Annotated in this window: 13 protein-coding genes; 12 read left to right on the top strand and 1 reads right to left on the bottom strand. The window is 52.7% G+C overall.

What is annotated here, in order from left to right:
* Positions 1-97 precede the first annotated feature (97 nt).
* From ACOQPU_RS01235 to ACOQPU_RS01225, 3 genes are all read left to right on the top strand, one after another.
* Positions 98-313 (top strand): hypothetical protein, encoded by a 216-nt coding sequence (locus ACOQPU_RS01235; protein WP_420643319.1) that lies wholly within the window; start codon positions 98-100, stop codon positions 311-313.
* A gap of 210 nt (positions 314-523) precedes the next feature.
* Positions 524-796 (top strand): type II toxin-antitoxin system VapB family antitoxin, encoded by a 273-nt coding sequence (locus ACOQPU_RS01230; RefSeq protein ID WP_420643318.1) that lies wholly within the window; start codon positions 524-526, stop codon positions 794-796.
* A complete protein-coding gene (locus tag ACOQPU_RS01225; protein ID WP_420643317.1) occupies positions 793-1,179 on the top strand; it encodes a type II toxin-antitoxin system VapC family toxin in 387 nt (128 codons plus the stop codon). The genes ACOQPU_RS01230 and ACOQPU_RS01225 overlap by 4 nt, the downstream gene beginning before the upstream one ends.
* Before the next feature lie 218 nt (positions 1,180-1,397).
* On the opposite strand, the gene ACOQPU_RS01220 is transcribed toward ACOQPU_RS01225, so the two are convergent.
* Positions 1,398-2,039 carry a hypothetical protein gene (locus ACOQPU_RS01220; protein WP_420643316.1) on the bottom strand — a complete coding sequence of 214 codons (642 nt, stop codon included), beginning with the start codon at positions 2,037-2,039 and terminating at the stop codon, positions 1,398-1,400.
* A 282-nt stretch (positions 2,040-2,321) separates the two neighbouring features.
* Here ACOQPU_RS01220 and ACOQPU_RS01215 point away from each other — a divergent pair, with 282 nt between their 5' ends.
* The 9 genes from ACOQPU_RS01215 (at position 2,322) to ACOQPU_RS01175 (ending at position 15,126) form a co-directional block, all read left to right on the top strand.
* A complete protein-coding gene (locus ACOQPU_RS01215) occupies positions 2,322-3,620 on the top strand; it encodes an HlyD family efflux transporter periplasmic adaptor subunit (RefSeq protein ID WP_420643315.1) in 1,299 nt (432 codons plus the stop codon).
* Positions 3,617-4,318, top strand: coding sequence for an ABC transporter ATP-binding protein (locus ACOQPU_RS01210; RefSeq protein WP_420643314.1), 702 nt, complete (start codon positions 3,617-3,619; stop codon positions 4,316-4,318). The genes ACOQPU_RS01215 and ACOQPU_RS01210 overlap by 4 nt, the downstream gene beginning before the upstream one ends.
* 35 nt (positions 4,319-4,353) lie before the next feature.
* Entirely contained in the window at positions 4,354-5,646 is a 1,293-nt protein-coding gene (locus tag ACOQPU_RS01205; protein ID WP_420643313.1) for an ABC transporter permease, read from the top strand.
* 139 nt (positions 5,647-5,785) lie between these two features.
* Complete coding sequence (locus ACOQPU_RS01200) at positions 5,786-6,346, top strand: hypothetical protein (protein WP_420643312.1); 561 nt, start codon at positions 5,786-5,788, stop codon at positions 6,344-6,346.
* On the top strand, positions 6,343-6,960 hold the full coding sequence (locus ACOQPU_RS01195) for a hypothetical protein (protein WP_420643311.1): 618 nt from the start codon (positions 6,343-6,345) through the stop codon (positions 6,958-6,960). Before ACOQPU_RS01200 ends, ACOQPU_RS01195 begins: the two co-directional genes overlap by 4 nt.
* Positions 6,961-7,059: 99 nt before the next feature.
* Complete coding sequence (locus ACOQPU_RS01190) at positions 7,060-7,596, top strand: hypothetical protein (protein WP_420643310.1); 537 nt, start codon at positions 7,060-7,062, stop codon at positions 7,594-7,596.
* A 52-nt stretch (positions 7,597-7,648) separates the two neighbouring features.
* Positions 7,649-9,301: a sensor histidine kinase gene (locus tag ACOQPU_RS01185; RefSeq protein WP_420643309.1), complete on the top strand. Its 1,653-nt coding sequence runs from the start codon at positions 7,649-7,651 to the stop codon at positions 9,299-9,301.
* A gap of 230 nt (positions 9,302-9,531) precedes the next feature.
* Positions 9,532-11,712, top strand: a complete 2,181-nt coding sequence (locus ACOQPU_RS01180) for a serine carboxypeptidase (protein WP_420643308.1) — start codon at positions 9,532-9,534, stop codon at positions 11,710-11,712.
* Positions 11,713-12,147: 435 nt separating this feature from the next.
* Complete coding sequence (locus tag ACOQPU_RS01175) at positions 12,148-15,126, top strand: GAF domain-containing protein (RefSeq protein WP_420643307.1); 2,979 nt, start codon at positions 12,148-12,150, stop codon at positions 15,124-15,126.
* The last annotated feature ends 183 nt before the right edge of the window (positions 15,127-15,309 follow it).

Here is a 15,309-nt window from a genome sequence, read left to right as displayed (position 1 = left end):
AATTCGATGCTAACTCTATAAAATCCCAAAGAGCCTTAATTGTGTTGTATCGGTAAGGCAAGATTGTAATTCTCTTGCCAGCCTCACAAGGAGGTAAATGATGCACCCCGCAGGTGAGAGTTTCTTATTTGAACAACGTTTACGTGCTGCCAAGAAGGGGCAAAGCATGGTGAATCATAGGCCGGTTCGGCATCGGCCGCGCCTGTTGGTTCGGATCAACAAATTTTTCCAAACGCTGAACCATGTGCGCCGCATTCGCATTGAAGTGACGTTTGATTACCAGGAGGCGCGACCAGAAAGCGCCTCAAGATAAGACGAATATCCTCCTCGGATATCGGCCAGGGCTGGCAACGGCCGTTGGCCACCACAATAGGTTGGCCTGATTTTTGTGTTCATGAATCAGGCCAATCTGTTTTTTTGTCATTCAATGAATTTGTCAAAAATCTTCCGCAATTGAAGAAATAAATAATAATTGAAGAAAGGTGTAAAATTGTGTAAAATCTCCTGTAAATGGAGGTTCCATATGGCTATCAATATCAAAAACCAAGATGTAGAGAGTTTGCTGAATGAAGTAGTCAATTTGACCGGGGAAACCAAAACGGAGGCAATTCGCAAAGCGTTGGAGGAACGCCGTAGACGGTTGTCCTTGCATTTTGCCAGCCCCAATAAGCATCAAAGGCTTGTAGCTTTGCTCGAAGAAGAAATCTGGCCCCAAATTCCCGCTGACCAACTGGGCAAACGGCTAAGCAAAGAGGATGAAGAAGCTATCCTCGGTTATGGAGAATTGGGCATATGATTTTAGACAGCTCCGCCATTGTGGCTATCATTTTCAAAGAGCCTGGACACGAAATTTTGATGACAAAGATGACTGAGGCCACGGAAGTTGGGATAGGGGCACCAACTTTAGTAGAGTGCGGCATCGTCTTATCTGCCAGGCTTAACCAGGATGCGCGAGGCCTTCTGGGCAGGTTTTTGCGCGATGCGAATATTGTCACGATTCCGTTTAGTGAAGAACATTTTGGTACGGCCGTTGGTGCTTGGTTGAAATATGGCAAAGGCAGACATCCTGCGGGATTAAATTTCGGTGATTGCCTTTCCTATGCTGTTGCCAAGTTAGCAAATATGCCGCTGCTGTTTGTGGGGGATGATTTTCCGCAAACTGATCTGACCCTTGCCTAACACAAATTTATTGTTGTGTCTTGGGCTTGATACGGGTGTTGAAGATGAGCACGCAGCTAACCTCAGCCAGCCAACCCTTATTCTCGCTGTTCCCGGCGATGGTTATCGTCTTGCTGTTTGAAGAATAGATTCAGCCATTGATGCACTGGAGTACAAAGAAGCCCTTATAAGCAGTTCATAATCCGACTGCAGTATCCTTGTATAGGATTTTGGGAAACCTAATCTGCCTTAATTGCTTTGTCAGTCAAGAGTAAAACTGAATCAAGCAAAATCATATAGCATTCCCCCATTTGTTCGATAGCATCATCGGTGGATTGATTAGTCACTTCATCAAATATTATTTTACTAACAGCATCCATGTAGTCGGAAAATACGCGAGTTGAATCTACTGCTAGTTTTTCAGCACCAACACCAAATGCAAGTTGCCCATATTGAGTCATCACCAGACCATGTTTTTCTGTCCACGAAACATATCTATCCTTAATAGAATGTAACTCCTCATTAAATTTATTGATGATCTTTGATGATTCTTTTTCCAATTTCGTTTGTATATCAGAAGGCAATTCACTTTGAGGTAAGCCGGGGATTAATTCTTTAAATTCCGTTATGGAATCTTTAAAACCATGGCTCTTGCCGCTGACATACAAGTAGTTTCTGGCTAAACTTTGCCCTTCATTTAGCCATTGGATAATTTCATCGGTTTGCTTAAATATTCGGGGAGCAACTAATTTCTTTATTTCAAGTGCTCTCCCAAATTGCATTTGCCTTTCGAGAATTCTTTTTTGATAATAATATGTTACTCCCCAACCAATTATTGTAAGCAGTAACGTTGCGAGTATGCCGAATTCCTGAACAGTCATAGTGAGTCACCTCGTTAAGAATGATGGCAATAATTGCCAACTTTCAATACAAAATTTGACAGTTAAAAGAGTTTAAGCCTTTGGACAAGGTGGTATTCATTCGGATTATAACTGTTGTCTTTACTTTTCGACATATCATTTGGTCTGCAGATAGGCCAGGGCAAGTTAGTGAGTCCGTTTGATTACAAAACCGTAACCACGCATTACAAAGCTGAAATTTCCCCATAACCAAACCACAATCTAGCCAACTTATTCTGACACCATGTTGATGGAGGTCAGATAATGAAGCGTTGGATGATTATTGTGGCTGCCATGTTGGGGCTGGCGGTGGTTGGTGGGGCAGGCTATTGGGGGTATGTGTCGCAGCAAACGGCCGTTCCCACCACACCCTCTGCACCTGTCACCATTGCTGCCACACAAGGAGACGTGCAGCGCACGGTAACAGCACCGGGGCAGCTGGTTGGCACCCAGCAAATGATGCTGGGCATGGACGTAGACGGCGGTCTTATTGAGCTAAACGTGCGTCCCGGAACGGCCGTATCCGCCGGGGACGTCATCGCCAAAATTGACCCGATTCCGTACCAACTTGCTCTGGAAGTTGCCCAAATTGAACTGGCGCAGGCGCAGGAAGCGTGGGCGCAGCAGTTGGCCGAAGCGGAACTCTCTGCCGCCACCAGCGAGGCGTTGGTTGGTTCAACGCAGGCGCAATTTCCCCTGCTGACAGCCGCCGAGGTCAATTTGCAGCTCGCACGGGAGGCAGAAGCTCGCGCCGAAAATGAGTACAGCAAAGCGTTGGATCGTCATTGGGAGCCGCCAGACGTGATCGAAGCGTATCGGCTGGAACTGCAATACGCGCAGGCCAGCCGCCAGATTGCCGAGGCGGAGTACAACAGCGTGCTCAACCAGCGGTGGGCAGTGGGGCAGCAGGTGGAAGCCCAGCAAACGGAGCTGGATCGGGCCAATTTAACATTGGAATTTTTACAGGACGCTGGCGTGAATCCTTTGCTGGAAACGGCCGTTGCCCAAGCCGAAGCCAAACTTGCCGCCACCGTGTTGGTTGCGCCCTTTGATGGCGTCGTGCTGGATGTTTTTGTAACGCCTGGCGAAGCGGTCGGTGCGGGTACGAATTTGGTGCTGCTGGCTGATCCCGCCCTCGGCGAAGTGCGAACCACCGTCATCGAGGAAGATTTGGCCGATGTGCAAATTGGTCTGCCTACCGAGTTGTTCTTTGATGCCCGGCCCGATTTGGCGGTGCAGGGGACGGTAGCCCGGCTGGTGCCGCAGCGGGTCATTGGCGAAGCACGACCCCTTTATCATGTTTACATAACTATCGACGAGCGGTTGCCTGACGGCGTATTCCCCGGCATGACGGTGGATGCTTCGATTATTGTGGCCGAGGTGCTGGACACGGTGCGGCTGCCACGCACGCTGGTTCGGCCACGCTCAGATGGCACGGCCCTGCTTCAACTGTGGCAAAACGGGCAGCGTGTGGAGCAAGAGGTGACGGTTGGGCTGCGCGGCGATGTGTTCATGGCTATCTTGTCTGGTTTGCAGTCAGGGGATGAGGTGGTGGGCGAATGAGTGCCGTCATCGAAGCCCACGATTTGAGCCGCCAATACCAGATGGGCGAGCAAATTGTCCACGCCCTGCGCGGCGTCTCGTTTCAGGTGACAGCAGGTGAATTTGTGGCCCTGATGGGGCCATCCGGCAGCGGCAAATCGACGCTGATGCACCTGCTGGGCTGCCTAGATTCGCCCAGCGGCGGGCAGTACGTGCTGGCGGGCGAGGATGTGGGGCAACTTTCCCGGCGGCAGCGGGCCACCATTCGCAATGAGCAGATTGGCTTTGTCTTCCAGACGTTTAATTTGTTGCCGCGACTGACGGCTTTAACGAACGTGATGCTGCCTTTGCAGTACGGGGGTCGCCAGCCACAGGTGCGCCAGCGGGCCGAGGCGGCTCTGGAACGGGTTGGCTTGGCTGACCGGCTGCACCATCGCCCGACGGAGCTTTCTGGGGGACAACGGCAGCGGGTGGCCATTGCCCGCGCCCTCGTCGCCAACCCAGCCATCATTTTGGCAGACGAACCCACAGGCAACTTAGACAGCCATACGGGGGCAGACATTATGGAGTTGCTGGGTGAATTGAATAGTGAAAGTGGCAACGGCCGTACCATCATCCTTGTCACCCACGACCCGCAAGTTGCTAGCCATACCCAACGTATCCTACATCTCCACGACGGCCAAATCATCCGCGAGGAAAGGAACCAATCACTCGGGTAGGGGCGGTTCGCGAACCGCCCCTACAACAAGGCAATATGACATTACTAAACACAATTGTAACCGCCTGGAACGGCATTATGGGCAACAAGCTGCGGGCCACGCTAACGACGCTGGGCATTGTTATTGGCGTGGCCTCGGTGATTAGCATGTTGGCCTTGGGCAATGGGGCGCGGGCGGCGGTGGATGCCAACTTCCGCTACCTCGGCTCCGACATGGTGCAGATTAGCGTGAAGGAAAAGATTGACCAGGGGGAACTGGTTCCCGTTGGCGAGATTCTTTCTTTTGAAGATGGGTTACAGATGCCAGAAGCGGTGCCGCTGGTGCAGCGCGTCATCATGTCGGTAGGGGGCGAGGGCAAAATTCGGCGGGATCGCAACGTGCTGGATATGGGCGTGCTGGGCACCACCGCCGACGGGCTGGCCAATCTGGTAACGGAGGGGCAGGTACAGCCGGTGGCCTGGCCGGACGGGATGCCGCTAACGCCGGATGGATTTTTGGGAAACGGCCGTTTCTTCACCCCCTCAGAAGTGATTGCCAATGCAGACGTCTGCGTGCTGGGGCATAAAACGGCCGCAGACCTGTTTGAAGGGGACGAGCCATTAGACGAACTGATTTGGGTCAATCGGCGCAAATGCTTGGTTATTGGTGTTCTGGCAGAGCTAGAGGTGATCAATCCCTCGCTGCGAAACCAGCTGCGCCCCAATGAGGCGCTCTATCTGCCTATCAGCACCGCCATTTTGAACCTGTTCGATACCGAACCGTCGGTGGGCATCATCGCCCGCGTTAGCGACGAGGCGCAGATGGCAACGGCTCGCAACCAGATCATCGAATATCTGCGGCAGCGGCACGGCGTAGGGCAAGATGAATTGGGTGATTTTGAGGATGATTTTGAGCTAACGACGCGCCAGGAGATTTTGGGAGCGCAGCAGGCAGCGGCACGTACCTTTTCCTTTTTGCTGGCAGCGATGGCTACGGTGTCACTGGTGGTGGGCGGCATTGGCATCATGAACGTGATGTTGGTGAGCGTAACGGAGCGCACGCGTGAGATTGGCGTTCGGCTGGCCGTCGGGGCGCAGTCAGGTGATATTGTGCGCCAATTTTTATTGGAAGCAGTGCTGATTAGTGCAGCAGGTGGGCTTTTGGGAACGGCCGTTGGCATTCTCACCGTCCCCTTGGCGGCGTCGCTCAACCAGGGGGTGGCCTTGCTAGACCCGCGCAGCATCCCGCTGGCTTTTGGCGTGGCCTTGCTCACAGGGTTGGTTTTTGGACTTTATCCAGCGGTGCGGGCGTCGCGCCTCGATCCGATTGAAGCATTACGGTATGAGTAAAAATTTATCTACAGATTTGCACTTATAGCGTACGCAGATTTTTTATTTAGATGTCATTACCGCGCAGGTGGGAATCTATTCTGGACAAGAAGATGGATACCCGCCTGCGCGAGTATGACAATTGAAAAGGAGAGTTAAAATGAAACGTTCAATTTGGTTAGGAATTGGTTTGGTTGGTGTATTGGCGGTGTTGGGAGCCGGGGCGTTTACGGCCGTTCGCCTACTCAATCCGCCAGAAAGTAATGATCTGCCCGCCGGGGCGCAGGTGTTTGAGGATGTGTACGATGACGGCAGCGGCAGTCCGGTGACGGTGAAAACCGTCATTTTGCCGGCAACTGAGCTGCCAACTGAGGAATTTGCGGCGGGCGGTGTCTTTTTGCGGCAGGAGGATAACAGTTACTTCGTTGGCACTGGCTCTACCAGCGTCAATGTTCAAATTGAAAATGGTGAGCCGCAAGTGGCAGTGGATCACAGCGGCCCAGAAGTAGAGGTGGTGGTAACGCAGGGCACCATCTTTTATGAAGACATCACTGAAGTGAGCTTTGAAGCCTCGGAATCGAAGGAGCAGACATTACAGCAGGCGGTGCGCCAGGTTGATCCGCCAACTGACTTGCAGGGCGGGGCATCCATCACGGCTTGGGGTGAGCGGCGCGGTGACCGGGTGGTGGCGACTGTGATTGTGTTTGCGGAGACGCGATGATGAACAGGCGAACAGTTTTGATTGGCACGGCCGTTTTCGCGATCATCGTTTTATTGGCAGGTGGGGCGTACACGGCCGTTCGCTTATTGGGCAGCGGGGCAGATGGGGAGGAAACGGCCGCTGCTGCCAGCGGCGGTGGCAAGGTGGTTCAATCCATCTCTTCCCAAGACGGCGGGCCGTCTGTGGCTGTGCAAACCACCATCTTGCCTGCGCCCGAATTGCCCAATGAGCCAGCCGCCGCCTTCGGTATTTTGCAGAGCCGGGAAGACAACACCTTGCTTGTTGGCACAGGCACCATCGGTCTGGAAGTGGATATTGAAGTTAATCCAGATACCGGACAAGAAAGCACCAGCCTCATCCCCACCACAGATGGTCCGGTTTTAGAGATTGTGCTGACGCCAGACACAATTCTTTACCGCGACGTGACAGACTTGAGCTTGCAGCCTGGGCAAGAAAGCGGCGAGCGCGAAGTGGTACAGCAGGTCCGCCAGGTCGATTCCCCTGACGACATCACGGGCAATGTGGAACTGGAAGTGTGGGGCGAGCGGCGCGGCGACCGCATTGTGGCCACGGTGTTGGTGTACGGTCCGCTCGGCGGAGGCGCGTTTGAGTAAATAATGGGCCGCTGATTTTCACTGATGAACGCAGGTAAGAGAATAGATCAGTGAAAATCAGTGATCATCTGTGTCCAAGTTCTATAAGGCAGGTGTGTGATGAAACGAACCGTTTTATGGAGTGGTGGCGTACTCATTTTGGTTGTGGTGCTGGCTGCGGCGGCGTATACGGCCGTACAGCTGTGGCAAACCCAAAAACAATCAGTCACTTCCGTCGAAGAGCCACTTATCCAAAGTTCGGGGGATGGGCTGACTATTTCCTTGGCCAGTCGGGTTATCCGCGCAGCCGAATTGCCAGAACGGAAGGCGGATGTGGTTGGCATTTTTGTGCGTCGCCAGGATGATGCGTTTGTGGTTGGCACTGGTGCTGTGCATATGAATGTTGACATGGCTGACCCGGAACGGCCGTTAATCGCCAGCCATGAAGGGCCAGAGATTGAAATCGTGACCAATCGAGACACGATTCTGTATCGAGATGACACCATCACAGCCGGGCAAAGCGGCAGCGTGCCGCAGATTGTGCGGCGGGTTGATTCAACGGAGGAGATTGGCGAATTAGCCACCATCTCTGCTTGGGGAACCCGGCGCGGTGACCGCCTCATCGCTGAACTATTGGTATACTCTTTGGAGAGATAATGCCTAATTTCCCCGGAAACTATCAGTTTCCGGGGAAATCGTGAAAGGAACGATGCCAAAATCACTTCGTTGGCGCCTGCCCATCAATTACGCCCTGATTGCCCTTGTGGCCACATTAGTGCTGGGTGCTGTCTTGCTCACGACATTGCAGCGTTTTTATCGCCAGCAAGAGCTAGATTACCTGGCCGGGAATGCCCAGGTGATTGCCGAGCGCGTCGTGCCATTTCTGCAAGAAATGGACATTGGACAGCTGCAGGCTAACGTCAAAGGGATGGCCTTCTTGTCGCAAACGCGGGTGCAAATTTATACACCAGGCCCAGACCCCGTTGCCTTGCTAGCCGATTCCGGCGATCCGCGCCAGGCTGATGATTCCACCCAGATTTCAGTTGCCATTGAGATTGATGGCGTCGAGCAGACCTTTGAGCAGCCAGTTTCCAGCAGCAACTTTCAGGAGGTGACGGAATCAACAATTGTGATCCAACCAGGGCTGTTTGGGGCTGTTGATGAGAATATAACGACACAGTTGATTGAGGACGGCACCCTTGAAGAAGGCGTGCTAGTTGATGAGGAATTTGAGGAATCCACAGGCGTTATCACCCGCACCACAACCGTGACGCGGGAAGTAGTTAGCGACGTGTTGCCGGTAGTTGGCACTCAGTTTGGCTTTGGTTTTGGGGATGGGACAGCTTCGGACACGGCCGTTTCCAATCTCAAAATCAGTCTCCCCGTTGAAGATGAAAACGGCCGTCTCCTGGCAACCCTCGAACTGTCACAAGGTCCGGCCTACGGCCGTGATATTTTGCAAAATGTGTTTGTGGGCTGGCTCATTGCTTCGCTCGTGGCGATGGTTTTGGCTGGACAGGTGGGCTGGTGGGTGAGTCGGCGATTGGTACGGCCGTTGCTCACCCTCACTGAAGTCACCACCCGCATGGCCGACGGCGATTTGGCAGCGCGAACGGCCGTGCAGAGGCAGGATGAGCTAGGCACGCTGGGCAGCAGCTTCAACAAGATGGCCGATCAGGTGGAAGGCACCATTACCACCCTGCGTCAATTTATCGCCGACGCCGCCCACGAACTGCACACGCCGCTAACGGCTCTGCAAACCGATCTGCAAACGGTGAGCCAGGCCAATTTAGACCCCGGCCAAGCGGCCAAAATTGAGCGTGCCAAAGAGCAGGCCGTGCGCTTGGAGACGCTTACCAACAGCCTGCTCGACCTATCGCGCATCGAGGCCAACAGCAATGACGATAGCGAAATTGTGAATGTGAACCAACTACTGCAAGAAACGGCCGAACTGTTTGCCTCCCGTGCTGAACAAGCCGACATCCAGTTTGGCCTCACCTTGCCAGACGAGCCACTGCACGTTTTCGGCAATCCGCTGCGTTTGCGCCAAGCCGCCCAAAACCTGCTGGACAATGCCCTCAAGTTCACCCCCGCTGGCGGCGAGGTGGCGGTTTTGTTGGCGCAAGAAGGTGATTTTGCCTGCCTCACCATCACGGACACGGGCATTGGCATTCCCGCAGAAGATATGCCGCATCTGTTCGGCCGTTTTCATCGCGGACGCAACACGGCCGATTTCCCCGGCAACGGCCTCGGTTTAGCCATTGTGCAGGCGATTGTGGTGGGAATGAACGGCCGAATCGCCTTCCACCACCAACCCCCCGGCACTCAGGTCTTTGTCCACCTTCCTTTGCAAAAAAACTAAGCCACAGATTTCGCAGATTACGCAGATTAAAAACAAAAAATCTGCGAAAATCTGTGAAATCTGCGGATTTTCAGGTTGAAGGTGACAGAGTTCACGCGGCTTCGGTGCTGTTCTTCCTAATGAAATCGGATTACAATTTAGTATCCTACCCAAGTGAGGAGTAGGGCATCCTCAGATGCCCGTCACCGTTCGCATCTGAGGATGCGAACTCCGCTAAAACAAGGGGAAATATGAAACAAATTGTTGTCCTGCACCTGAATCGCCCGGAAGATATCGAAACCGTCACCTTCATGGGGCAATCGCTCCAGATTCGCCACCTGAACTGCGCTAACAGCCTAGATACAGCGCGTGAACTCATCACCAAACTGGATGGCCAGGTAGACGCGATTGCGCTGCACGGCATGCCTGCCCAGCTAGAGCTTGGTCCAGCCAAACGTGATCATGCAGATGGGGCTAGTTTAACGGCCGTTGCCCAACAAACACCCGTGGTAGACGGCCGTATCATCCGGGCTGGCCTGGAGCGATGGGGCATCATTTTGGCCGATCGGGCCCAGCCGGGCATCTTTAGCCGTAAGCGGGTGCTCATGACCCCTGGCGTTAACCACAACGGCATGGCCCGCGCCCTGGAAAGACACGGCTGCACCATCCGCTACGCCGATCCGTTCATCTATTTCCATCTGCCCAAGGTGCCGGGCGTGGGCTTCCGCCAGACGCGCAATCAGGCCGCACCCTTCACGCTAGATCGCCTGAAAGATGTATCGTATGAAACGCTGTATCCGCAGGCAAACGGCAAGCTCGCCACCAACCAAGCCCCCTTCGACTGGGCCGACGTGATCGCCGGAGACATTGGCACGATTCGACATTTTGCCCCCGAAACGCTCAAGCGCAAAACCATCGTGGTAGAAAACGCCAGCGAAGCAGACCTGGCCGACTTGCAGGCGCGGGGCGTGGACATTGTCGTCACCCTCATGCCCGCGCTGGATGAAACGGCAGGGCTGGGACAATGGTCCGCCGCCACCGTCGAGGCTGCACTGACCGCTCTGCGCCCCGATCCCAACGCATCGCTCGACGAAGACACCTATCTGGACATGATGGCCGATCTGGAGTGGACGCCCGCCATCCGCACCCTCCAGCCAGAAAATACAGATATTAACCGCTTCGCTTTTGTCATCCACCCCCTCAGCATCAGCTTCATTCACAGCCATCGTGCCTTCCGCTGGACCAAATATTTGCCAGATAACCTCGTGGAATACTTTGCCGCCTACATTCCGCCGATTCCTATTTCACGGATTACCGGCGGGCAGTCGCCCACCACCGGGCAGCGGATCGAGGGGCATCTGTTTAGCCTGGGAGCCACGCCGCGCCAGATGATGAAGCACGGCGAACGGTTCACATACGACCGGCTGCGCCAAGCGGCGCATATGTCGGAGCGCAAGGGCGCACGCATCATGGGGCTAGGTGCGTTCACCAGCGTCGTAGGGGATGCGGGCATCACCGTCGCTCACGAAGCTGATATCGCCATCACCAGCGGCAACAGCCTCACCGTCGCCGCCACGCTGGAAGCTGCCAAGCAAGCGGTCATCAAGATGGGTGCCACCAATCTCACCAAAGGCAAGGTGATGATCATCGGCGCAACGGGGTCGATTGGCTCCGTTTGCTCTCGCCTGCTGGCGCAGGCCATTTATGATGTGGTGCTGGTCTCGATTGAGCCGGAGCGGCTGATTGACCTCAAACGTACCATCCAGGAAGAGACGCCGGGGGCTAACGTGGCCATCGCCACCCGCCCCGACGAGCTGATTGGCGACTGTGACCTCATCGTGACGGCCACCTCCGCCTTTGGGCAGCGTATTGTGGACATCACCAAATGCAAGCCCGGCGCGGTCATCTGCGATGTGGCCCGCCCGCCAGACATCAGCCCCACCGAGGCCGCCCTGCGCCCCGACGTGCTGGTGATCGAAAGCGGCGAGGTGCTCATTCCCGGCGACATTGATTTTGGCTACAACATTGGCTTACCGCCCAAGACGGCTTACGCTTGTTTGGCAGAGACGGCGCTTTTGGCGATGGACGGCCGTTTCGAAGATTACACGCTCGGTCGCAACATTTCTGTGGAGCGGGTCAAGGAAATCTACCGCCTCTTCAAAAAGCACCAGTTCCAAATTGCCGATTTACGCTCTTTTGAAGATGTTGTCACCGACGAACAATTTGCCCAAAAACGCCAGCTTGCCGCCGAGTTAAAGGCTGATCCAGCACAATTTACTCAGCTTCAGGTAGAATCCAGCGCAGCACTGGCCAAGATTCCGATTCAGGCCAAAGGGGTCAAATCCCGCCGCAAAAACAGCGGTGGCATCGTTGCCGCCATTGCCGCAGGCGTTGGCGGCCTCGCCCTCCTCCTCTGGAATCGCCGCCGCTAACCCAGAAACCAAAAACCGCCGGTAGGAGTGGGATGGCGCGGCAGAAGATGTCCCGAGCGACATCATTTGTCTCCGCGCCATCTCACCCTTTTCAATGCCAAATTTGGGCGAGACGACCGGGAGACGAGAAGATTCATTTAGCAAAGATGAAACCCGGTCGTCCTGCCCCTACATTGCCCTCTTGCCATTTTTGTGGATGGCTTTACAATGTGGACACAATTGCTTCCAAGCCTTGCCTGTGTTCATGATGAAGAAAGTAAACATCAAAATCGACTCAACTTAACTAAAAAAACCGTCACGATTTACTTCATGTATCGATGAGATATGCAAGCTGCGCCTGCATATGAATTGGAAATTTACAACTCCTGTTCGAGGGTGAGTTATTTGCAGGCAAGAAATAGCTGTGTTTTGAAGTCCGTTTAAGGTAAATGAAATATGTCAGACGAGAATAAAGACCAAAAAAAGTCAGATATCAATGTTGGGAATATTGAAAAGAGCCAAGCCGTCGCCATTGGGCCTGGTGCCACAGTTATTTATGGCGTTCCTATTCAAGACATTGAGCATTTACCGCCAGAAGCAGGCGCTCCTCCTTATCGAGATTTGCATTATTACGATGAGGAAGATGCTGATTGGTTTTTTGGCAGGGAAAAGGTAGTTGCAACACTTGTTAATCGCCTTCATGAAACTGATTTTCTTGCCGTTGTAGGGGATTCAGGCAGCGGGAAATCGTCTGTTGTGCGGGCTGGGGTTGTGCCCGCCATGAAACGAGACAAGCCACTGGTGGATGGTTATGTGCCCCCATTAGGAGATTGGCAAACGAAAGTGATGACACCAACCTCACGACCGTTGGAGAAGTTAGTAGACACCTTTTTCCCGAACGATAGACATTTACAGTCAACGATTTTACGCAAACTTAAAACGGATGCCAATACGATTCGGAACAGCTTAGGCAAGCAACTTCCAGCTGAAAATCCCTTGCTGATAGTCATTGATCAATTTGAAGAAATATTTAGCCAATGCAAAGATGAGGCGCAGCGAGAGGCATTTATTGCGAATGTGGTAAGGGCTGCCCAACCTAATTGCAAAATCATTATCACTTTGCGCGCAGACTTCTATGCTCCTTGTTTGCGCTATGAACCACTGCGCCAAATATTAAAAGAGAGGCAAGAGCTACTTGGCCCGATGAGCCAGGATGAGCTGCAAGCGGCTATCCTGGGACCAGCAGCCAAAGGAAACTGGAGATTTCAGAAAGGGTTGGTAGAGGAGATTTTAGAAGATGTTGGTCAAGAACCCGGCGCATTGCCTTTACTCTCCCATGCACTGTGGGAAACGTGGGAACGGCGACGTGGTCGTATGCTGACACTGTCTGGCTACCGAGCAACTGGTGGGGTAAAGGGAGCAATCGCCCAATCTGCAGAGAATATTTATCTGGATTTACCTAAAAGCGAGCAAAAAATAGCGCGGAGCATCTTTTTACGGCTGACAGAGCTGGGTGAAGGGACGCAGGACACACGTCGCAGGGTTACGTTGAGTGAGCTGGTACCGCAAAATGATTCGCGCAGTGGTGTAGAGAATGTGCTAAAACAGTTGGCCGATGCTCGTTTGCTAACAACCAGTGAGGATGGTGTGGAAGTGGCTCATGAAGCATTGATACGGGAATGGCCTACGCTGCAAAGCTGGCTGGATGAAGATCGCGAGGGTTTACGCTTGCACCGCCAACTAACCGAGGCTGCGCTTGCTTGGGAGGTCAATAACCGAGACAGTAGCTACCTTTATCGAGGTGGGCGATTAAGCCAAGCTCAAGAGTGGATACGAATCAGTGAACCTAGGCTTAATCACCTCGAAGAAGACTTTTTGCATGTTAGCCACCAACAGCAGCGGAACGAACTGGACGAAGCAATGCGTCGCGCCAAAATCGAACAAACCTTAGCTGAATCCAACCGCCTTTACGCCGCCAGCCGCCGCATAGAGCAAACTACTAATGCTTACGAAATCTATAAAATCCTGGTTGATTTTGTCCAGGTTACCAATATTAGCCACGCAGCCCAAATCATGGTTGCTGATCCAAAAGCGCCTAACTACTTGATTGTTCCTGTTTCCTGGAGTCTAGACCCCATTGAAGCCGATGAAAACCATCGTTTCCCTCAGGGAAAATACGACTTTAACGACCGCATCACCCACACCGAAATTGTCATTTTAGCCGATATCCAAACAGAAAAGAAATTTGATCCTTATACCCGCTGGTTGCTTATCCAACACGAGATGCGAGCCGCTGCTTTCATCCCTATTTGTACTGCTGAAGAATGGCTGGGAACCCTGGTGCTGGCACACAAAGTGCCGAATTTCTACGCTGTCGAAGCCCTACAGTCCGTCCGCACACTGGCTGATCAGGCTGCTATTATTTTAGTAAATCAACGCCTTATGCGCCAAACAGATTTACTTTACCGTATTGGTCGAGCACTAAACCAAACAATCACCCGCGACGACGCGCTCGACATCACCGTCCGTGAGCTGCAAGCGTATACTGGGGCGTTTCAATGCCGCTTTGTTGTTTATGAACCAGGAGAAGGCAGCGGCAAGCTGGTGGCCAGCTCTAACAACAAAACGTTCGACAAACCATACCATCTGCCATTGCTGGGCGATTCAATCTTTGAGCGCCTCAGTCGTGAGCAAAAACCGATTATACTGTCTCCAAAAATGGACAAGGTGCCAAAAGAAGCAATTCAGCAGCACGTGACCCAATTTGGTGCAGATGCCTCTTTGCTTATTCCGGCAGCCAGTCAGCAAGAGCTTCTTGGTTATTTGGCAATTGATGCGCTGTATGGGGAACGATCGTTTTCCCAATCAAACCTCGTTTTTGCCCAAACAATTGTCGATCACCTCATGACCCAATTAGAAAATATTCACTTGTTAGATGAAGCCCTTCACCGCGCTCAGGAACTCATAACCTTAAACCAAGTGCAGTCCAACATATCTCGCGAGTTAGTAGATATCCAACGTCTTGCCCAAAATATTTATAGAGAAGTCGGTCGATTGCTAGATAATACCATCTTCCAACTGGCACGCTACAACCCAAATACTAATGAATATCAGCCATTGCTCGTCATAGTTGAAGATGAGCCTGTTCAGCTAGAAAGTCGTATCCTTGTGCCAAATGATCCACTTCACGCCTTCCTTCATCAGGACAAATCCCAGTTTTTGAATGCCTCCCTCATGCAGATTGAGCTATTTACTATAACAGATCGTCCAGCCAAATCTTCTATATGCGTTCCATTGTTACAAGAAAGCAGCCCGACGGGATTAATATGTTTGCAATCTTATAAAGCACACGCCTATAGGGAAATAGATATTCCGCTGCTGCAGAGCATTGCGAACCAAATCAGCATAGCCATTGCTAATGCCGAGCTATACTAAAATGCCAAAATCAAAAACAAGAGTTGCGCGATGTAAATAAGCTGAATATACAGTTCCCCCGCTAGAGTAAGGTTTTCGGACACCGAGCCCCTTGCACTACTGCAGCACGGCGGGGACGCCCCAGTGCTTATTATATACTTGGCAAGAAAGGTTCCCTGTCTTGCCAATAGATGAAATCTACCC

The organism is Candidatus Leptofilum sp., assembly GCF_965223285.1.
Taxonomy (GTDB): Bacteria; Chloroflexota; Anaerolineae; order Promineifilales; family Promineifilaceae; genus Leptofilum.
The sequence above is the reverse complement of the archived record's forward strand: the minus strand, read 5'-3'. Positions and strand labels throughout refer to the sequence as shown.

Coding starts and splice junctions, on each gene's coding strand:
- ACOQPU_RS01210 (WP_420643314.1), top strand. CDS start 3,617: ATGAGTGCCGTCATCGAAGCCCACGATTTGAGCCGCCAATACCAGATG.
- ACOQPU_RS01215 (WP_420643315.1), top strand. CDS start 2,322: ATGAAGCGTTGGATGATTATTGTGGCTGCCATGTTGGGGCTGGCGGTG.
- ACOQPU_RS01225 (WP_420643317.1), top strand. CDS start 793: ATGATTTTAGACAGCTCCGCCATTGTGGCTATCATTTTCAAAGAGCCT.
- ACOQPU_RS01190 (WP_420643310.1), top strand. CDS start 7,060: ATGAAACGAACCGTTTTATGGAGTGGTGGCGTACTCATTTTGGTTGTG.
- ACOQPU_RS01175 (WP_420643307.1), top strand. CDS start 12,148: ATGTCAGACGAGAATAAAGACCAAAAAAAGTCAGATATCAATGTTGGG.
- ACOQPU_RS01230 (WP_420643318.1), top strand. CDS start 524: ATGGCTATCAATATCAAAAACCAAGATGTAGAGAGTTTGCTGAATGAA.
- ACOQPU_RS01200 (WP_420643312.1), top strand. CDS start 5,786: ATGAAACGTTCAATTTGGTTAGGAATTGGTTTGGTTGGTGTATTGGCG.
- ACOQPU_RS01195 (WP_420643311.1), top strand. CDS start 6,343: ATGATGAACAGGCGAACAGTTTTGATTGGCACGGCCGTTTTCGCGATC.
- ACOQPU_RS01220 (WP_420643316.1), bottom strand. CDS start 2,039: ATGACTGTTCAGGAATTCGGCATACTCGCAACGTTACTGCTTACAATA.
- ACOQPU_RS01180 (WP_420643308.1), top strand. CDS start 9,532: ATGAAACAAATTGTTGTCCTGCACCTGAATCGCCCGGAAGATATCGAA.
- ACOQPU_RS01205 (WP_420643313.1), top strand. CDS start 4,354: ATGACATTACTAAACACAATTGTAACCGCCTGGAACGGCATTATGGGC.
- ACOQPU_RS01235 (WP_420643319.1), top strand. CDS start 98: ATGATGCACCCCGCAGGTGAGAGTTTCTTATTTGAACAACGTTTACGT.
- ACOQPU_RS01185 (WP_420643309.1), top strand. CDS start 7,649: ATGCCAAAATCACTTCGTTGGCGCCTGCCCATCAATTACGCCCTGATT.